18 protein-coding genes and 1 tRNA gene are annotated in these 18,592 nt (G+C 40.5%); 12 read left to right on the top strand and 7 right to left on the bottom strand.

The window, feature by feature from the left end; translation table 11 throughout:
* The first annotated feature begins 72 nt into the window (after positions 1 to 72).
* The 4 genes from trxB to infA all read left to right on the top strand — a co-directional run bounded on the left by trxB (position 73) and on the right by infA (position 2,842).
* Positions 73 to 1,023 carry a thioredoxin-disulfide reductase gene (gene trxB, locus CWC17_RS10295; protein ID WP_138612784.1) on the top strand — a complete coding sequence of 317 codons (951 nt, stop codon included), beginning with the start codon at positions 73 to 75 and terminating at the stop codon, positions 1,021 to 1,023.
* A gap of 96 nt (positions 1,024 to 1,119) precedes the next feature.
* A complete protein-coding gene (gene aat, locus CWC17_RS10290) occupies positions 1,120 to 1,836 on the top strand; it encodes a leucyl/phenylalanyl-tRNA--protein transferase (protein WP_138612783.1) in 717 nt (238 codons plus the stop codon).
* Complete coding sequence (locus CWC17_RS10285) at positions 1,829 to 2,533, top strand: arginyltransferase (RefSeq protein WP_138612782.1); 705 nt, start codon at positions 1,829 to 1,831, stop codon at positions 2,531 to 2,533. Before aat ends, CWC17_RS10285 begins: the two co-directional genes overlap by 8 nt.
* A 90-nt stretch (positions 2,534 to 2,623) precedes the next feature.
* Positions 2,624 to 2,842: a translation initiation factor IF-1 gene (gene infA, locus CWC17_RS10280; RefSeq protein WP_002962494.1), complete on the top strand. Its 219-nt coding sequence runs from the start codon at positions 2,624 to 2,626 to the stop codon at positions 2,840 to 2,842.
* Positions 2,843 to 3,084: 242 nt separating this feature from the next.
* Here infA and clpA read toward each other — a convergent pair whose 3' ends face one another.
* Together clpA and clpS are read right to left on the bottom strand one after the other, a co-directional pair.
* Positions 3,085 to 5,346, bottom strand: a complete 2,262-nt coding sequence (clpA, locus tag CWC17_RS10275) for an ATP-dependent Clp protease ATP-binding subunit ClpA (RefSeq protein WP_055014315.1) — start codon at positions 5,344 to 5,346, stop codon at positions 3,085 to 3,087.
* 68 nt (positions 5,347 to 5,414) lie between these two features.
* Positions 5,415 to 5,723, bottom strand: coding sequence for an ATP-dependent Clp protease adapter ClpS (gene clpS / locus CWC17_RS10270; RefSeq protein WP_004586754.1), 309 nt, complete (start codon positions 5,721 to 5,723; stop codon positions 5,415 to 5,417).
* Positions 5,724 to 5,932: 209 nt separating this feature from the next.
* Between clpS and cspD the strand changes: the two genes are divergently transcribed.
* Complete coding sequence (cspD, locus tag CWC17_RS10265) at positions 5,933 to 6,151, top strand: cold shock domain-containing protein CspD (protein WP_004586755.1); 219 nt, start codon at positions 5,933 to 5,935, stop codon at positions 6,149 to 6,151.
* A 446-nt stretch (positions 6,152 to 6,597) separates the two neighbouring features.
* Positions 6,598 to 8,820 (top strand): NADP-dependent isocitrate dehydrogenase, encoded by a 2,223-nt coding sequence (locus CWC17_RS10260; protein ID WP_138541220.1) that lies wholly within the window; start codon positions 6,598 to 6,600, stop codon positions 8,818 to 8,820.
* Positions 8,821 to 8,941: 121 nt separating this feature from the next.
* Here the strand turns inward: CWC17_RS10260 and CWC17_RS10255 are convergent, their stop codons facing one another.
* The 3 genes from CWC17_RS10255 to CWC17_RS10245 form a co-directional block, all read right to left on the bottom strand.
* Entirely contained in the window at positions 8,942 to 10,186 is a 1,245-nt protein-coding gene (locus tag CWC17_RS10255) for an amidohydrolase family protein (protein WP_138612781.1), read from the bottom strand.
* A gap of 10 nt (positions 10,187 to 10,196) precedes the next feature.
* The gene (locus CWC17_RS10250; RefSeq protein WP_138612780.1) at positions 10,197 to 11,579 is read right to left on the bottom strand and encodes an amidohydrolase; all 1,383 of its coding nucleotides are present in this window, start codon (positions 11,577 to 11,579) and stop codon (positions 10,197 to 10,199) included.
* 100 nt (positions 11,580 to 11,679) lie between these two features.
* Positions 11,680 to 12,465 (bottom strand): hypothetical protein, encoded by a 786-nt coding sequence (locus tag CWC17_RS10245; RefSeq protein ID WP_138612779.1) that lies wholly within the window; start codon positions 12,463 to 12,465, stop codon positions 11,680 to 11,682.
* A 250-nt stretch (positions 12,466 to 12,715) separates the two neighbouring features.
* Between CWC17_RS10245 and CWC17_RS10240 the strand changes: the two genes are divergently transcribed.
* Positions 12,716 to 13,081 (top strand): DUF3718 domain-containing protein, encoded by a 366-nt coding sequence (locus CWC17_RS10240; protein WP_138612778.1) that lies wholly within the window; start codon positions 12,716 to 12,718, stop codon positions 13,079 to 13,081.
* A gap of 49 nt (positions 13,082 to 13,130) precedes the next feature.
* Here the strand turns inward: CWC17_RS10240 and CWC17_RS10235 are convergent, their stop codons facing one another.
* The gene (locus CWC17_RS10235; protein ID WP_138612777.1) at positions 13,131 to 13,823 is read right to left on the bottom strand and encodes a DUF445 domain-containing protein; all 693 of its coding nucleotides are present in this window, start codon (positions 13,821 to 13,823) and stop codon (positions 13,131 to 13,133) included.
* Positions 13,824 to 13,932: 109 nt separating this feature from the next.
* Between CWC17_RS10235 and CWC17_RS10230 the strand changes: the two genes are divergently transcribed.
* Together CWC17_RS10230 and CWC17_RS10225 are read left to right on the top strand one after the other, a co-directional pair.
* Positions 13,933 to 14,796, top strand: a complete 864-nt coding sequence (locus CWC17_RS10230; RefSeq protein WP_138612776.1) for a fructosamine kinase family protein — start codon at positions 13,933 to 13,935, stop codon at positions 14,794 to 14,796.
* 195 nt (positions 14,797 to 14,991) lie between these two features.
* Positions 14,992 to 15,195 (top strand): CPXCG motif-containing cysteine-rich protein, encoded by a 204-nt coding sequence (locus CWC17_RS10225; RefSeq protein ID WP_055014323.1) that lies wholly within the window; start codon positions 14,992 to 14,994, stop codon positions 15,193 to 15,195.
* Here the strand turns inward: CWC17_RS10225 and CWC17_RS10220 are convergent.
* A complete protein-coding gene (locus CWC17_RS10220) occupies positions 15,192 to 15,818 on the bottom strand; it encodes a riboflavin synthase subunit alpha (RefSeq protein ID WP_138612775.1) in 627 nt (208 codons plus the stop codon). The two genes, CWC17_RS10225 and CWC17_RS10220, sit on opposite strands and share 4 nt — an antisense overlap.
* A gap of 128 nt (positions 15,819 to 15,946) precedes the next feature.
* Between CWC17_RS10220 and CWC17_RS10215 the strand changes: the two genes are divergently transcribed.
* From CWC17_RS10215 to CWC17_RS10205, 3 genes are all read left to right on the top strand, one after another.
* Positions 15,947 to 17,296: an MATE family efflux transporter gene (locus tag CWC17_RS10215; protein WP_138612774.1), complete on the top strand. Its 1,350-nt coding sequence runs from the start codon at positions 15,947 to 15,949 to the stop codon at positions 17,294 to 17,296.
* Positions 17,289 to 18,335 carry a DUF3080 family protein gene (locus CWC17_RS10210; protein WP_138612773.1) on the top strand — a complete coding sequence of 349 codons (1,047 nt, stop codon included), beginning with the start codon at positions 17,289 to 17,291 and terminating at the stop codon, positions 18,333 to 18,335. The genes CWC17_RS10215 and CWC17_RS10210 overlap by 8 nt, the downstream gene beginning before the upstream one ends.
* A gap of 114 nt (positions 18,336 to 18,449) precedes the next feature.
* A tRNA-Val gene (locus tag CWC17_RS10205) sits at positions 18,450 to 18,526 on the top strand.
* Positions 18,527 to 18,592 lie beyond the last annotated feature (66 nt).

Here is an 18,592-nt window from a genome sequence, read left to right as displayed (position 1 = left end):
TTGTTTACTTGTGCCTTGTTTTTCTTAGAATCGAAGCCATTAAGTTCAGTATTAAACGTTTAGGAAAAAATCATGACTGAAGCAAAACACTCTAAGTTACTAATTTTAGGCTCAGGCCCTGCGGGTTACACTGCCGCGGTTTACGCAGCGCGTGCAAATTTAAACCCGGTTTTAATTACTGGTATTCAACAAGGTGGCCAATTAACGACCACAACTGAAGTTGAAAACTGGCCAGGCGATGCGCATGGTTTAACAGGCCCTGCATTAATGGATCGTATGAAAGAGCACGCTGAGCGCTTTGAAACGGAAATTGTGTTTGACCACATTAATAAAGTCGATGTGTCTAAGCGCCCTTTCACGCTTACTGGCGACCAAGGTACTTACACGTGTGATGCATTAATTATCGCCACTGGTGCATCGGCTAAATACTTAGGCTTAGAGTCTGAAACTAACTTTCAAGGTCGTGGTGTATCTGCATGTGCTACGTGTGATGGTTTTTTCTATAAAGGGCGTAAAGTTGCCGTTGTAGGAGGTGGTAACACAGCAGTAGAAGAAGCGCTTTACTTATCTAACATTGCGGATGAAGTACACGTTATTCACCGTCGTGATAGCTTCCGCAGTGAAAAAATTCTTGCTGATCGTCTTAACGAAAAAGCGCAAAATGGTAACGTAGTAATGCACTACAACCGTACGCTAGACGAAGTTCTTGGCGATGACATGGGCGTAACTGGCGTTCGTATTAAAGATACGCAATCTGATTCAACCGAAGAGCTTGACTTAGCCGGTGTGTTTATTGCTATCGGCCATAAGCCAAACACCGACATGTTTGAAGGCCAACTAGAGATGAAAGACGGCTATTTAGTGGTTGAGTCTGGTCTTAACGGTAACGCTACTCAAACAAGCGTACCTGGCGTATTTGCCGCAGGTGACGTGTCTGATCACATTTACCGTCAAGCAATTACATCTGCAGGTACAGGTTGTATGGCAGCCCTAGATGCAGAACGTTTCTTAGATAATCTGTAATCACGTTAAATATTTTAAAAGAGGCTGATAATTCAGCCTTTTTTTATGCCTAAAATGTAGTTACACTTTTATGATAATTAATAAGTTAAGCCCTCTATGAGAAACCAGCTATACCAACTCAGTGAAACCGATATAGCATTTCCAAATCCCGAATATGCACTCACCTCCCCCGATGGACTGCTTGCCATAGGCGGCGATTTATCTGTAAAGCGATTAAGTAACGCCTATAAAATGGGGATTTTTCCGTGGTTTAGCGAAGGTGAGCCCATTATGTGGTGGTCGCCAAGTGAACGCGGCATTGTAGAGCTAAATGACTTTCATATAAGTAAAAGCTTGCGTAAACATTTAAAAAAGCACCCAGTAAAAGTAACCATTAACAATGCCTTTGCTGAGGTGATAGAAGCGTGCTGTGAGCAACGTATAGACACCGAAGGCACGTGGATAACTAACGACATGTTAAGCGCTTATATTGCTGCACATGACGCTAAAATTGCGCATAGTGTTGAGGTATGGCAAAACGGCGAACTTGCCGGTGGGCTTTATGGCATTATGCAAAATGGCATTTTTTGTGGCGAGTCGATGTTTCATCATCAAACTAATTGCTCAAAACTCGCCATGTGGGCGTTAGTAAATTGGTTAAAACGACATAACGCACATTTTATTGACTGCCAACTAGAAAACCCCTATTTAACCTCTTTAGGTGCAAAAGTGATCACTCGCTCAGAATTTTTGACTAGACTTAAATTAGCAGGTTCTTACAGCCTCAACCCGATGATGTGGCAGCCACAGGAGTTAATAGCAATTTATGAGTGAGCACATACCTTCTCGCGTAGGCCTTAGCCAAGAGTTTGCTTGTAGCTATTTACCTGACAGGCAAGAACAATTATTGGTAATACTTGACCCTACCTGTTACAGCACGCAAAAATTTGAGATGCTTTTATCGCTCGGCTTTAGGCGTAGCGGTAACCAAATTTACCGACCTCATTGCCCGTCGTGTAGTGCCTGTAATTCTGTACGCGTGTTAGCTCAAGAGTTTGTTCCGTCAAAATCCCAAAAACGAAAACTCAATAAAGTAAAAGCACACTTTGAAGTTAAATACACCCAGGCTAAGCGCGAAGAATATTACCCACTTTATAGTAAATACATTTCAATGCGCCACAGTGATGGCACTATGTTTCCGCCTAATATAGAGCAATTTCAAAGTTTTTTATTTTGTAGCTGGCTAGAAATAACGTTTATTGAACTTTGGCACCATGACACTTTAGTTGCAGTAGCCGTAACCGATTGTATGGATAATGCTGTTTCAGCTATTTATACGTTTTTCGATCCCGAATTTGAGCACTACAGTTTAGGCACTGTGATGATTTTACAGCAGCTCGAATTTGCCAAACAACAAAATAAAGAATTTGTGTATTTGGGCTACCAAATCGATGAATGCACCAAAATGAAATACAAAACTCAGTTTTTACCCGCGCAAAAACACGTTAATGACCAGTGGTTGGCTATTTAATTTGCAAAAATGCCCGCTGCGCCTTTACTTATTGGCGTATTTTGGGCAAAATCTGCAGCGTTTAACTATTAAAGAGGTGTTACGCTAAACATGGCGAAAGAAGACGTAATCGAAATGCAAGGGACAGTCCTTGATACTTTACCAAATACAATGTTCCGAGTTGAGCTAGAAAATGGTCACGTAGTTGTGGCTCATATTTCAGGTAAAATGCGCAAAAACTACATCCGTATTTTAACCGGCGATAAAGTAACGGTAGAAATGACGCCTTACGATTTATCGAAAGGTCGTATCGTATTCCGTGCTCGCTAAGTGCGTAAACGAGATTTAGTTTTTGGCTAGTGAATAACTAGCTTAAAGCGTTTATTAAATGTAATTGATGGTGCTGACTAGCAATTACATTTAATAAACAAAAAACCCAGCTTTTGCTGGGTTTTTTGTTGCCTATAAAAAGGCAAAAAAAGCCCACGCGTATTGCGCAGGCTAGTTTGTATACCCATTCGCATAATTAAGTTACTGTTTAGCGGATGGGTATTATAAGTGAATGCTCTTATTTAAGCGGGTGTTAAATTGCTTTCATAGTCAAAGTTAATTTTCTTATCTTTAACTGACACTTTAACAGTACCGCCATCAACCAGCTCACCAAAGAGTATTTCATTAGCCAACGGCTTTTTAAGCTCATCTTGAATAACACGTGCCATTGGGCGTGCCCCCATCGCTTTGTCGTAGCCTTTGTCTGCTAACCATTCACGCGCTTTAGAGGTCAGTTCAAGGTTAACCGACTTTTTATCTAGTTGTGCTTGCAGCTCAACTACAAACTTATCAACCACTTGCAAGATAACCTCTTTTTCAAGGTGGTTAAACCAAATAATATTATCTAAGCGGTTTCTAAATTCGGGTGAAAATACCTTGTTAATTTCGCTCATTGCATCATGCGTATGATCTTGCTCGGTAAAGCCAATCGATTTGCGTGTTGTTTCTTGCACACCGGCATTGGTTGTCATAACCACAACCACGTTTCTAAAGTCCGCTTTACGACCATTGTTATCGGTTAACGTACCGTGATCCATGACTTGCAGTAGTATGTTGTAAATATCTGGATGCGCTTTTTCAATTTCATCCAATAACACAACTGCATGGGGATTTTTAATAACGGCTTCGGTGAGTAAACCACCTTGTTCAAAACCAACATACCCAGGAGGCGCACCAATTAGACGGCTCACTGCATGGCGCTCAACGTACTCTGACATATCAAAGCGAATAAACTCTACGCCCATACACTTAGCAAGCTGTTTAGTCACCTCTGTTTTACCAACACCCGTTGGCCCAGCAAATAAGAACGAGCCTACTGGCTTATCTTCGTTTGCAAGTCCAGATCGCGATAACCGAATAGCTGAGGTAAGCGCATCGATAGACTGATCTTGCCCAAACACCAACATTTTAAGATTACGATCAAGATTTTTGAGGGTTTCTTTATCAGTAGATGACACACTTTGCGCCGGAATACGGGCCATTTTGGCGATGATTGATTCAATATCTGATACACCAATGGTTTTTTTGCGCTTAGAGCTTGGCTGTAAACGCTGGTTAGCACCGGCTTCGTCTATTACATCAATGGCTTTATCAGGTAAGTGACGCTCATTAATGTATTTAGCACTTAACTCTGCAGCTGCTTTTAGTGCTTTTTGCGTGTAACGAATGCCATGGTGTTCTTCGTAACGCTCTTTTAAACCATTTAAAATTTTAGTGGTATCGGCCACACTCGGTTCAAGTACATCAATTTTTTGGAAACGGCGTACTAACGCACGGTCTTTTTCAAAAATATTTTTGTACTCATTGTAAGTAGTAGAGCCCATACAACGTAACTGCCCGCTCGAAAGTAGCGGTTTAAGTAAGTTAGATGCATCCATAACACCACCCGATGCAGCACCTGCACCAATAATGGTGTGTATTTCATCAATAAATAATATTGAGTTAGGTTTAGCTTGTAACTCTTTTAACAGGCTCTTAAAGCGTTTTTCAAAGTCGCCGCGGTATTTAGTGCCAGCAAGCAATGCGCCCATATCAAGTGAGTAGACAACAGCATCGGCAATCACTTCAGGCACTTGCTCGTTAACAATACGATACGCAAGGCCCTCTGCAATGGCTGTTTTACCAACACCGGCTTCACCAACAAGCAATGGGTTATTCTTTTTACGGCGACATAAAACCTGCACCGTACGCTCTACTTCGCTGTCGCGACCAACTAATGGGTCTATGTTGCCGTCTTTAGCTTGCGCATTTAAGTTAGTGGTAAAGCTATCTAACTTACTTGCTTCTTCGTTTTGAACCTCTTGTACTTCTTCATGAATATCGTCAGTGTCATCACCTAACTCATCATCGGATTTAGAAATACCATGAGAAATAAAATTCACTATATCTAAGCGAGAAATATCACTTTTCTTAAGTAAATAAACCGCTTGGCTTTCCTGTTCAGAAAAGATAGCAACAAGGACGTTTACACCCGTCACTTCGTTTTTACCTGATGATTGAACATGAAAAACTGCACGTTGAAGCACGCGCTGAAAGCCCAGTGTTGGTTGGGTTTCGCGTTCTTCTTCTAAGTCGGGAATAACCGGTGTGGTTTCGTCTATGAATTCTAATAGCTCGGTTTTTAAACCTGAAATATCCACCCCACAGGCGTTTAACGCTTCGCCTGCTGAAGGGTTATCTAAAAGCGCAAGTAAAAGGTGTTCTACCGTCATAAACTCATGGCGGCGTGTACGCGCTTCACGAAACGCGGCATTTAACGTTAGTTCTAAGTCTTTGTTTAGCATTGGCAACCCCTTACTGAGATAATTATTTTATACCACAACAATGAGATGATTGATCACCTAATTGGTATTTATTCCTGCTCACAACTACAAAGCAGTGGATGCTCGTTATCCCGTGCATAACGGTTAACTTGTTCCGCTTTGGTATGGGCTACATCGGCGCTAAATACACCGCATATCCCTTTACCTTTTTCGTGAACTTGTAGCATCACATCAGTTGCTCTATCGCTATCCATATTGAAAAACGTCATCAGGACTTCTATTACAAAGTCCATTGGCGTGTAGTCGTCGTTATTTAAAACAACTTTGTATTTTCGCGGTGGCTGCAGCTTTTGCTTTTCACTATCGCGAACTGTGTCGATGACACCTGAATCTTTCATACCACTCATAATTAAATATAGTCTTGTCTTTAGAACTCAAGCAAACTTGAATAAAAAATAAATTAAATGTTAAAAAAATATCACAAAACACTTGACTGACTGGCCAAATAAACTACAGTCAGAAGTAGATTGATTAATCCTTAGTCAGTCTAGCAAATTATACGGTTTAGAATAACTAAATTAGTCAACTTATAGAAGGATGTAGAAGTATGGCTTGTGGTAAAGTCAAATGGTTCAACAACGCCAAAGGTTTTGGTTTCATCGTAGAAGACGGCTGCGAGAATGATATTTTCGCTCATTACTCAACGATTGTAATGGACGGTTATAAGACACTTAAAGCTGGTCAGGATGTAACATTCGAGCTAGAACAAGGCCCTAAGGGCTTACACGCTAAAAACATTGCGCCTAACGGCGACATTTTAGAGTGATCAAAAATTTGTTCGACTAAAGCGAGCGACCTAATTTAGATCCTCGCTTAATTCCCCACTTACCATTCAACTCTCTTCTTATTACTAAATTGCTCCTGTACACGCTAAATTCAACCCTTTTCCTTGATTTTATTTTATATACCCCAATGTTCTAACAGTTACCTGCTAATTTAGGCTGTACAAAAGCGCAAGCGCTAGCCCTTTTTAAACAAGCTTGTTACACTCTTGTTGCTAAATTACGCGATCACATATTAGCTTATGCGTTTACGCGGCTAACATACGTGTACTTTGCAACCAAAAAATCAGTTAGTCAGGTGTGACTATTCTGCCTTTGGCACATTAAGAGTACCGACACCTAACAAACTGCTTATTAACGCAGTCATGCGCTAATGAGTTTCTTTGCATTGTTGAATACGGCCACTGCGGCCTACTATCTAGGAATGATGATGACATCAAAAATTATCTACACTAAAACGGACGAAGCTCCGGCGCTAGCAACCTACTCGTTGCTACCAATTATCCAAGCCTATACAAATGCGGCAGGTGTTGAAGTTGAAACTCGCGATATCTCATTAGCAGGTCGTGTAATTGCAAACTTCGCTGATTACCTTACTGAAGAACAACGTATTGGCGATGCGCTTGCAGAACTTGGCGAACTTGCAAAAACACCAGAAGCAAACATCATCAAATTACCAAATATCAGTGCGTCTGTACCGCAATTACGCGCTGTGATTAAAGAGCTTCAAGAAAAAGGTTACGCACTACCAGAATACCCGGCTGAGCCTAAAAATGATGAAGAAGCTAAAATTAAAGCAACTTATGACAAAATTAAAGGCAGCGCTGTAAACCCAGTATTGCGTGAAGGTAATTCAGATCGTCGTGCGCCTGGCTCTGTTAAAGAATATGCACGTAATAACCCGCATTCTATGGGTGCATGGAGCAAAGACTCACAATCATACGTTGCAAGCATGAGCGAAGGCGATTTCTTTGGTTCTGAGCAATCAGTAACCGTTGATGCAGCAACTGATGTACGTATTGAACACGTAGCGACTAATGGCGAAGTAACTGTACTTAAGCAAAGCACACCGCTAATCGCTGGCGAAGTAATTGATGCGTCGCGCATTAGCGCAGCTAAACTACAAGCGTTTTTAGCAGCAGAAATTGATGCCGCTAAAGAAAAAGGCGTATTATTTTCGCTTCACATGAAAGCGACAATGATGAAAGTATCTGACCCTATTATTTTTGGTCACGCGGTAAAAGTTTTCTACAAAGACGTATTTGCTAAACACGGCGAGCTTTTTGAAGAGCTAGGTGTTGATGTAAATAACGGTTTAGGCGACGTTTATTCTAAAATTCAAACATTAGATGATGCTAAGCGTGAAGAAATTGAAGCAGACATTCAAGCGGTTTACGCTGAGCGTCCTGCCATTGCAATGGTTGATTCTGACCGTGGTATTACTAATTTACATGTACCAAGCGATGTGATCATTGATGCATCTATGCCTGCTGCTATTCGTTCAAGCGGTCAAATGTGGAACAACGACGGTAAACTACAAGACACTAGCTTTGTGATCCCAGATCGTAGCTACTCAAGCGTTTACCAAGCGACTATTGATTTTTGTAAAGAAAATGGCGCATTTGATCCTACCACTATGGGTAGCGTTCCAAACGTAGGCTTAATGGCTCAAAAAGCAGAAGAATATGGTTCTCACGATAAAACGTTTGAAGCAAAAGCGGATGGCTCTATCCGTGTTGTTGATGCAAATGGCACTACGCTACTTGAGCACACTGTTGAGCAAGGCGATATTTGGAGAATGTGTCAGGTTAAAGACGCACCAATCCAAGATTGGGTTAAACTTGCTGTAAACCGTGCACGTGCTACGGGCGTACCTGCTGTTTTCTGGTTAGATGAAAATCGTGCTCACGATGCTCAGCTTATTAAAAAGGTAAACAAATACTTACCAGATCACGATACAGATGGCCTAGACATTCAAATTTTAGCGCCGCTTGAAGCAACTTTATTCTCATTAGCGCGTATTAAAGAAGGTAAAGACACTATTTCTGTAACAGGTAACGTATTACGTGACTACCTAACAGATTTATTCCCAATTTTAGAGCTGGGTACTAGTGCTAAAATGCTTTCAATTGTACCTCTTATGAACGGCGGTGGCTTATTTGAAACTGGTGCAGGTGGTTCAGCACCTAAGCATGTTCAACAGTTCGAAAAAGAAAACCACTTACGTTGGGATTCGTTAGGCGAGTTTTTAGCACTAGCGGCTTCGCTTGAGCACCTAAGTGTGAATACAGGCAATAAAAAAGCTCAAGTACTTGCTGATACACTAGATAAAGCAACCGGTACGTTCTTAGCTGAAAACAAGTCGCCTTCACGTAAAGTAAAAGAAATTGATAACCGTGGCTCTCACTTCTTCTTATCTTTATTCTGGGCACAAGAGCTGGCTAAGCAAGACGAAGACAGTGAGCTTAAAGCGCAATTTACACAAATTGCCAACGATTTAGAAACGCAAAAAGAGCAAATCGTAAACGAGCTTAACGATGCGCAAGGTCCTTCAATGGATATTGGTGGTTACTTCCAACCAAGTGATGAGGCAGCGTTTAAAGCAATGCGCCCAAGCGCAACCTTTAACGAAATTTTATCTAAATTAGTATAATTTTAGATTAAATTTAAAAACCGCTTACGTAAAAAGTAAGCGGTTTTTTTGTGCCTGCCTTTTGTATAAAAAAGCCGCTATTTATAAAATAGCGGCCTGTAAACAATTAAAGCTATTTTAATTATTTTGTATAAGCTCTAGGCATAGATGACTCAGTAGTGTAGCGCTCCCGTAGTTTATCTTGGCGAGACTGTGTAGATACCTCTTCACCATTAATAATCATTTTGCTTACATGACTGCTTAACTCAAACGGGTCATTGCTCCACATCACTACATCAGCGGCTTTTCCAACTTCAATACTGCCAGCATTAATATTAAACACACTTGCTACATTAGATGTAACGGCCTTTAATGCGCCTTGTTGGCTCATGCCATATGAAACGGCATTGCCTACATCAAAACGAAGCTGGTAAATATTATGACTGGCATCGCCGCCCACGGTTAAAATAACCTTAACCCCTGCTTTTTCTAGCACGGCTGCGTTATCTAAGCTGGCATGTAACGAGTCAAAGCTTGAGGGTAAGCTATCCATAGCACTCATAATTACGGGCACTTGCGCTTTAGCAATCTGCTCTTTAACAACAACCGCATCTTGTGCGCCATTGAGCACTAAATTAATACCAAATTGCGCTTTAACTTTAAGGAGCTCAATAATATCGGCCGCACGAGATACGCCAACTACCAGTGGCATATCGCCGCTAAGTACTTTACGCATGACTTTATCTTCAGTGCTAGGCTTGCTGTCGTCGTCTTTTTTAGGCTTTTTAGCTGCTTTTGTTTGGTGCTCTTCAAGCTTATTAATGAGGGTTTGCAATGTAAATGCGCGCGACCCCTTGCTGCGCTCACCCAAATAAACCACTAAAGCAGCTTGCTTTTGTATATCGCTTTGTAAATCACCGCTTAAATCAACAACACTCGCTAGGCCTGCAAAAATACTATCGCCCCCATGTGGGGTAATAACATCGCGAGTTACACCGCCTTTACGTGCATAAGGGATAAGGCTTGAGTGAGCGTTGTAAGCAAGGCTTACGTCAAAATCAATACCTGCTTTTTCTTCGCCAGCATCACGTGAGCCTGCAACCGCGCTGACTTCTACTAAGCCAAGTTGGTTAATACTGGCAATAAACCCTGGCGTAACAATGCGGCCTTGAGCATCGATAACTTGGTCTGCATATACTTGTTGCGGGTTAATAGCGGTAATTTTACCGTTATCCATTATAATACTTGCGTTCTCTAGCACACCTTGCTCAGTAGCGGTATGAAGCGTTGCATTCACAATGGCAAGCGAGCGAGCATCCACTGTAGCTGAGGCTAACAATCCGGCAGCAACCAGAGATAGCGAAAACGAACGTGATAAATTTTTCATTCTGGGCTCCTTATTGTTGGCCTAACATAAAATCACTTTGTGCCTGAAATGCGCTGTCGTTTCTATCGTAAACTTTTGCGCCATCAATAAATACTTGTTCAGCTTTTGCGTAAACGCTAAATGGGTTTTGGTTCCAAATAACAACATCGCCTTGCTTACCTGCTTCAAGCGAACCCGTTTTATCTTCAATACCCAATGATTTAGCCGCGTTAGAAGTGATCCACTTAATTGCGTGCTGCTCCGAAATATCAAAACCATTTTCGTTTGCACGGTACATTACTTTACCCGCTTCTTGGTTTAAGCGCTGAATAGTGGTGTCTGAGTCAGAATGCACAATAGCGCACGAATTTTTTACCGCATCAACAATAGCTACGTTTTCTTGAACCATGTCGTAAGCTTCCATTTTAAAGCCCCACCAATCTGGCCAAAGTGCAGCACACGAACCATTTTCAGCCAGTAAATCTGCAATTTTATAAGCTTCTACACCGTGATGGAAAGTACCTGCGTGATAGCCAAATTCTTTTGACAGATCGATCATCATTGCCATTTCTTCAGCTTTATAACAATGATTATGAATTAACACTTCACCTTCAATAACCGCTTTTAGTGTATCGTGCTTAATGTCGCGAGCCGGTGCTTGTGGGTTTAAGCCTGCTTCGTAATCAGCATCGTACTTGTCCCATGCACGTTTGTACTCTTGTGCTTCTGCCCATGCCATTCTGTAGCCGGCCATGTTACCCATACGGGTTGAAGGTAAAGTACCTTGGCGGCCATATACGCGTTTTGGGTTTTCACCACAGGCCATTTTTAAGCCATTAGGTGCATCAGGAAATTTCATTGCTTGCATTGTATGCGCAGGAATGTTTTTGAGTGTTACGCCACGCCCGCCAAATAAGTTAGCTGAACCTGGTAAAATTTGTAGTGAAGTAATACCGCCTTCGCGGGCGCGGTTAAAGCCTGGATCTTGAGGCCATACAGAATGCTCTACCCACACCTCGGCAGTATTTGGGCTGGTCATTTCGTTACCATCTTGATGAGACTCAACTGATGGGCTTGGGTAGGCACCTAAGTGAGAGTGTACATCAATAATACCTGGGGTAACCCATTTACCCTGTGCATCAATGGTTATATCTGCATTGGCCGATAAGTCTTTACCTACTTGTTGTACTTTACCATCAACAAGTAGTACATCAGCATCATTTAAACGCTCGCCTGTACCGGTAAGTACGGTTGCATTGGTAATTAAAGTGCTTTTACTTGCCAGCAGTGTGTAAGTGCTTGGGTATGGGTTTTTATTAATGGTAATTTTTGCATCTTGCGGGCCGTTTTCTTGGCAACCAACAAGCGCAGCAGCTAAACCAACTGCTAACAATGAGGGTGCAAATTTTTGCATGTTGTTAGGTTCTCCTGTTTTTTTGCTACTTTAGCTAAAGCAGCGTAATAAAGCTAAAAAAACAGGTAAAAAAGCGATTAATTGAGTTAAACGGCTGTCATTATTTTTTTATATAATTGTTATACAACTTTTCTAGCGCGGCTTCGGTAGTAAGGGAAGGATCTTTGTTTATAAAGTGTTTAACCGTGCGTGTCACAAAGTCTGAATTTTGCTTATGTTGCTTAGCAAAATCCTTAATTAAACTATTGCCACCGCTTGCTGTTGTTACTTTATTATGGCGATGACGATACTGGCTAAGCGCCCTGTTAAAATCGCCATTATAATCCTCAACCAGTATTTTATAAAAATCACTTTTTTGAACTTTAAGCACGTTAATACAGTAATTTAATGCCTCTTTAAAGTCGGTAAAAACGGTGCCTTCTACATCAAACTCTTTGGTTTTTTCGCGTACGGTTACACGGGCTTCTTCGGTGGCATATGTAAAGCCTGTAAATGCTAAACGCTCAGATGCCTCTTTACCTAATTTCATACCCGCTTGAATGCTGTGCGCAAATTCATCGCTCATTTCGCTTAATTCGTTTTCTTCCCACATGTTATAAACACGCAGCGCTTTAGCATACTTATTAGAGAGCTTTTTTTTAAGTTTTGTAAAGCGCTCATCTATTGTCATTAGCCTTTCATTATGTAATAAGGCATGGCACTCGTAACATGCTGCAATTGATATAAAATCGGCCTCTTCGCCTAAATCAATAATGCTCTGTAACATATGCAGGGGCGGGCAATGGTCGCGCTCTGTGGCTTCGCACCCACAATAAAAACATTGGTTAAAATGTTTGTGCTCGCAGGCATACGCTTGCTGGTAATAGCTGGCTAACGTTTTGCTCACTGGTTCTCCTAAAAATTAAGCGCGTGAATATTGGGGGCGATGATAGCAGGCTGAGAAAATATGTCAGTAGCTGTAAAATAATTTTACCTAAGTGTGTCAAAAAACACATTTATTAGGGCTTAAATTCAGTCACCTAGGTTAAGTGTGTATTTTTACACATACCTGCTTACACCTTGTTGCGTTTGGTTAACAGCTTTTTAGTTTAAATCGCTCAATAATAAAGCTGAACCACAAACAATGAGGACTAATTATGAACACGTTAAAAGCGACTTTTTGCACAACTATGGTACTAGGCGCAACTTTACTAATGGCAAAACCAGCATTTGCAACGCAGTTTATCGCGGCTGACTCTTCGCCAGGTACACAGGCTTGTATGGCTGTTGCAGCGAATAAATCGTACAGTTTGCGTAAAGCGTTACGCGATTTAAATATAAGCAAAGCGGTAATGAGCAAAAAACTGCACTGTAATAACTTATCAATGGGCGACTTTGTTAGTTTGTATAACCTTGATAAAAGCGCTAATTATTTAAATATTGATACCAGTACTCGCACATCAATTAAAGATTTAGCTAAGTCGAACAACCCAGAAAAAGTCATTATCACAGGGCCAAAATAGTATGGCGTTAACACAAAACTAAGTCTGCTTTGTAAGCAGGCTTAGTTTATTAAATAATGGCCCCAATTAAGCCAAATAAACCGCCAAACACACCGCCCCACACGACTAGCCAACCTAAATGCTCACGTATCATCGTTTGAATAATGTCTTTAACCATTTTAGGGGTGAGTTCATTTAAACGCTCATCAACTAATTTAAGTACCGTAGCATGTAAGCTTTGTGCGCTATTGCCTTGCGACAACGTATCGTTTACTAGCGCTTTAAAATCGTCTGTTTGGCTAATTTGCGCAAGTGATAGCTGCATTTTTTCAATAAACTTTTCTCGCATTGGCTCTATTGCCTTTGTGCCGCCAAACATACCTAGCATGCTACCAAACTGTGATTGTTCTATCACGTGCAGTAGGTTGTCGAACGCAGGGTTTAAATCAACCTTAGTAATAATACCTTCAAAGTCGATATTAGGTTGTGCTTTGTTAAGTAGATTATTAATTTTTTGCTCTGAGAAAAACTCAGTCAAAATTAAATTACGAATAGCCACTTTAAAACTTTCAAATTTTAAAGCAATAACGCCCGAGCCATATAACAAAGGGACCTTTTCAAATAACATATGAACAGCCAATAAGTTTGTGACAGCACCTGATAGTGCAAATAACCCCACCGATAACACAATAGCTTGGTTAAAAAAGTAGCCTATCACGACACACAAAACCGCAAGCAAATTGGTGATAAAACTTTTGTTCATTGTTACTCCATAAGCATTTTTTATATCGTTAATTTTACAACGATTAGTTTGTTAAATTAATACTTTTTTGCCATAGTTTAAGTATCTGTTTAAAAGGCGAGCAATTGATATGTGGAAAACAGTAAACGAGCACATTAGCCAAGCCATTCATTATGACTTTAAACATACTTACAAACGCCAGCTGCAAAGTACAAATACCGATAAACTCTATCAATTAACTGATGGTAAGCACAATTACCTGGTTAAAATTGCCCTTAAAAACGAGCTAGATCGTCTAGAAAGCGAAGCGATTGGGCTTAAACAGCTTACCCAAAATAGTGTTTTTATGGTGCCTGACTGCATTGTAACAGGTGCTAATATTGAATTTTCGTTTATTGTACTTGAGTGGTTAGTACTTGATAAACAGCCCCACACTCATTGGCATGATATGGGAAAGCAACTGGCTATGCTGCATCAAAAGCACGACCAGGCAATGTTTGGCTTTGACGAAGATAACTACCTAGCCACAACCGTGCAACCAAACCAATGGCATAAAAAATGGGATTTATTTTACGCAGAAGAGCGCATAGGCTGGCAACTGCAACTATTAGCCGAGAAAGGTATTGAGCTTGTAGAGCCTGAACTATTAATTAACTTGGTAAAAGAGCAACTACATAGCCATGTAGTTGAGCCCTCTTTAGTACATGGTGATTTTTGGCGTGGAAATATGGGTTTTATTAAAAATGTACCCACCTTATTTAACCCAGCATGCTATTACGGCGACCGCGAGGTCGATATCGCAATGAGTGAGCTATTTGCCCCCTTACCAGATGATTTTTATAACGCCTATAACGCGCAATACCCACTAAGCGAAAACTATAAAAAGCGTAAAGCGATATACCAGCTTTACCCTATTTTAAATCACGCAAATATTTTTGCAGGGCATTACCTTACTCAAGCTAAGAAACATATTGATACGCTGCTATCGCTTTAAATAATAATGCCTCTAAGGCGTAAAGTTACTGTCATAAACGTCGCTTCAGCACTATAGTTAAAAGGATGTAATTAAGGCTCAATACCTTGTTGTTTAGTTCAGTTTTGAGCCATCAAGTTGTTGCTAGTATAACGGCACAACTTAATTAATGCGTATCAACAAGTTAATTCTTACCTTGGTACTATTGGAGTGATTATGAAAGATTTTTTATCACAACGTATCACCTGCCCTCACTGTGGCAACCACATACACCTAGATATCGACGCAAGCATGGGAGATCAAGACTACATTGAAGAATGCAGTGCCTGTTGTAACCCTATTCATTTAAATATGCATATAGACCATGCTCATAAAAAATTAGAGTTACACATAGACAGCGACGATGAGCAAATTTTTTAGCCCTGGTGGCGTAAGTAATTTTCTACCGTGTTAACAATGGTATAAGTTTGTTGATCAACTTCTATATTTAGTTTATCACCCTCTTGTGCGTTACCTAAATTTGTAATGGCCAGCGTTTCGGGGATCAAGTGTAACCAAAACCCCTGCTCGTCAATTTCGCCCACGGTTAAACTTGCGCCATTTATTGCTACAAAGCCTTTGTATAAAACATACTTTTGCCATTTAGACGGTAGGCTTAACTGAATTTTACAGTTGTTTTGCTCTTTGACTATTTGCCTGATTTGGGCAGTACAGTGAATGTGCCCAGATACAATATGGCCACCTAGTTCAGTACCAAAAGTGACTGAACGCTCGTAATTGACTAAACTACCTACTGCAAGCTTGCCTAAATTGGTAAGTAATAATGTTTCATCGATTACATCAAAGTGCACTTGTGCCACTACATCATGGTTACTTAATTCTACTTTAACCACTGTTAGGCAACAGCCATTAATCGCAATACTGGCACCTAAATCAAGGTGTTTAACGTATTCATCACCTACCGATACAACCAAGCGTAACACCCCTTCAGTATGTGTGGTAGATACAACAGTGGCTTGAGTTTGAACGATTCCTGTAAACATAAAATCACTTAAAATTATTACAAAGTGCTAGTTTAACGTATCAACGGGTAAAATCATTCACTACAGTGATTTTTATTTGAAACACAATCGATTACAATTGCGCCCTGTTTTATCAAATAGCTGTTTTTATGACCTTTAGTAGCTGGGAAGCCAAACGTTTAATTACCCTTGCCGTACCTGTATTTTTAGCACAAGTAACACTCGTTTTAATGTCGGTGGTCGACACTATTATGGCAGGCCAAGTAAGCCCCACAGATTTAGCTGCGCTATCGATTGCAACCGGTATATGGAACCCGTTATTACTGGCACTGCAAGGTATTTTGCTCGCGTTAACCGGGATTATTGCCCAATTTGCAGGTGCTAATGATAAAAAAGGCATTAGCCATTATTTTCAGCAAGCACTGTATTTAACCGCAATTTTAAGCACAATTGGTTTTGGTATCGCCAACCTAGCCGATATTGTTATTTTAAAACTCGATACAACCCCCGCTATTGCAAGCCTTGCGTATGACTATATCCACTTTGTGAAATGGGGCGCCTTTGGTTTTTTAATTTTTACCGTTTATCGCAATATGACCGAAGGCATGGGGATGACAAAACCGGCTTTTTATATCAGCTTGCTGGGCCTTGGCGTTAATATTCCGGCTAACTATATTTTTATAAATGGTTTATTTGGCTTACCAGCTTTAGGCGGTGCGGGGTGTGGCATTGCTACGGCATTGGTGCTGACTGTAATGGCTGCTGCACAAGTAACCTATTGCCAGTTTAGTAAAAAAATAGATGCAAAAGCCCTGCTGGCAAATTTTGAAAAGCCCAATATTAAAACCATTGGCATTATTACCAAATTAGGTATACCCATTTCGTTGGCCACCTTTTTTGAAATTACGCTATTTGCGTGCATACCTTTGTTTATTGCACATTTAGGCGCTGTTGCAGTGTCGGGCCATCAAATTGCAGGAAGCGTAACTGCATTATTATTTATGATGCCACTGAGCTTATCTATCGCCATTAGTATTCGTATTGGTAATTTATTTGGTCAAAACCATTTAAGCCAATTAAAAACTGCTATATCGACCAGCTACATATTAGCCATTGCTATAGCGTTATTTTTAGCATTTATAACCTTTATTGGCCGCGATTTAATAAGCCAACTATACACCGACAGCCCTGCTGTTATTGCCTTAGCTAGCTCTATTATGATTTTAGCCTGTATTTATCAAATTCCTGATGCACTGCAAGTCGCTGCCAATGGCATATTAAGGGGTTTAAAGCATACTCAGCCTATATCGTATATCACGTTTATATCGTACTGGTTAATCGGTTTTGCTTTAGGCTACGTATTAGGAAGAACAGATTTAATTGTGCCCGCCATGGGGCCGCACGGTTTTTGGATAGGTATTATTTTTGGTTTAACCGTTGCTGCTGTGTGGCTTATGTTCACCGTTAATAAGCGATTAAAGCAGGCGCCATTTGTATAAAAAAGCCCTTACATTATTATTTAGCAAAAAATGGTTAAGCTATTTATTAGCTGTGTGTTGCGCCGTGCTTGCTGGGTGTTCAAAAGCGCCCAGCACCACGTATCAAACATACACAGAACGCTTAAGTAATACCCTTGAAACCCAAGCCCCAAGCTTAAGTAAGCCTGCACCAATTAGCCCTCTATTACCCCCAAATACGCTTACTAAAGGCAGTACTATCAGCTTGGTAGAACTTGCCAGTTTAAGCCATTGTAAACTCAGCTTACTTATTAGCGAGCATAATAATCAGCTAGGCAAAACGGCAGGCTATGCCAGTGTTTTAAAGTATCAAATAGAGTTTGTGCAAAATGCGCAGCAGTGCTTAAGCACACTTGAGCCTGACTCTAACATTTACAAAACCCTATTAAATGCAAAAGCACAAAAAGAGCAAACACTAAACCACTACTTTAATTTAATGCTGTATAACGAATTTGAGCTTAAAAACACGTGGCAAGCTAGCAGCGCAGAGCTTGCTATGTCACCGGCTGGCTATAGTGACACCGTAGCGGCCATGCAGAAGCTTGTACAGTTAAAGCGCCACATACTCAATAAACACTATTTAAAGATCAACTCCGCAGACATATTCAACGCGTTAGAGCAGCTTAACAAGTACCGTTTTAACCAATTACTTATTTATTCTGCGCGTTTGCAGATAGCATTTAATAATTCAGCCACGCAATTTATTCAGTCGCAATACATTGATGAGATATGCCCAGCAGGAAAAAATAAAAAAGTAGCCATTATCGTCAGTAACGTCTTCCAAAAGTTTTACCTCAAAGAAATACAGCCTTATCAGGCTAATTTAGCAGGCTACCTTGAAACACTATTACCTATGTATAGCCAGCTTTGGCTTGACGAACCCATAACAAATAGCCAAATAAACACTTTGATAGCGCAGAATTCGCAAAATAATCTATTAAACCAGCTTAAAGGCTCAGCCAAAAAACACGTAACCTGGTGGCAAAACTTTTATAAAACGTGTGAAATCAGCCCAATATGAATAAAAAAACGGCAAATAAACCTAAAAGCAACAAACTTGCTTGATTCACCACTCACCACGCTATATATTAGCGGCCGCTGGTAAATTATATTCACCGCATCTTAATTAGGTAATACGACCGTAGCTCAGTTGGTTAGAGCGCTACCTTGACATGGTAGAGGTCGGTGGTTCGAATCCACTCAGTCGTACCAAAATTATTCTTCCTATAAAAAAAAAATAAATTATTTATAATTTTTATTAATTATTTAAAAAATATT

Source organism: Pseudoalteromonas sp. S3785, assembly GCF_005887365.1.
In the GTDB taxonomy this organism is placed as follows: domain Bacteria; phylum Pseudomonadota; class Gammaproteobacteria; order Enterobacterales; family Alteromonadaceae; genus Pseudoalteromonas.
Note: the sequence above shows the minus strand (reverse complement) of the source record. Positions and strands in the feature narration are given on the sequence as shown.

Bases quoted from the DNA above. Each gene is read 5' to 3' on its own strand.
- cspD (WP_004586755.1), top strand. From the start codon at position 5,933: ATGGCTTGTGGTAAAGTCAAATGGTTCAACAACGCCAAAGGTTTTGGT.
- CWC17_RS10215 (WP_138612774.1), top strand. From the start codon at position 15,947: ATGACCTTTAGTAGCTGGGAAGCCAAACGTTTAATTACCCTTGCCGTA.
- CWC17_RS10235 (WP_138612777.1), bottom strand. From the start codon at position 13,823: ATGAACAAAAGTTTTATCACCAATTTGCTTGCGGTTTTGTGTGTCGTG.
- CWC17_RS10260 (WP_138541220.1), top strand. From the start codon at position 6,598: ATGACATCAAAAATTATCTACACTAAAACGGACGAAGCTCCGGCGCTA.
- infA (WP_002962494.1), top strand. From the start codon at position 2,624: ATGGCGAAAGAAGACGTAATCGAAATGCAAGGGACAGTCCTTGATACT.
- CWC17_RS10285 (WP_138612782.1), top strand. From the start codon at position 1,829: ATGAGTGAGCACATACCTTCTCGCGTAGGCCTTAGCCAAGAGTTTGCT.
- CWC17_RS10255 (WP_138612781.1), bottom strand. From the start codon at position 10,186: ATGAAAAATTTATCACGTTCGTTTTCGCTATCTCTGGTTGCTGCCGGA.
- aat (WP_138612783.1), top strand. From the start codon at position 1,120: ATGAGAAACCAGCTATACCAACTCAGTGAAACCGATATAGCATTTCCA.
- CWC17_RS10250 (WP_138612780.1), bottom strand. From the start codon at position 11,579: ATGCAAAAATTTGCACCCTCATTGTTAGCAGTTGGTTTAGCTGCTGCG.
- CWC17_RS10240 (WP_138612778.1), top strand. From the start codon at position 12,716: ATGAACACGTTAAAAGCGACTTTTTGCACAACTATGGTACTAGGCGCA.
- trxB (WP_138612784.1), top strand. From the start codon at position 73: ATGACTGAAGCAAAACACTCTAAGTTACTAATTTTAGGCTCAGGCCCT.
- CWC17_RS10220 (WP_138612775.1), bottom strand. From the start codon at position 15,818: ATGTTTACAGGAATCGTTCAAACTCAAGCCACTGTTGTATCTACCACA.
- clpA (WP_055014315.1), bottom strand. From the start codon at position 5,346: ATGCTAAACAAAGACTTAGAACTAACGTTAAATGCCGCGTTTCGTGAA.
- clpS (WP_004586754.1), bottom strand. From the start codon at position 5,723: ATGAAAGATTCAGGTGTCATCGACACAGTTCGCGATAGTGAAAAGCAA.
- CWC17_RS10225 (WP_055014323.1), top strand. From the start codon at position 14,992: ATGAAAGATTTTTTATCACAACGTATCACCTGCCCTCACTGTGGCAAC.
- CWC17_RS10230 (WP_138612776.1), top strand. From the start codon at position 13,933: ATGTGGAAAACAGTAAACGAGCACATTAGCCAAGCCATTCATTATGAC.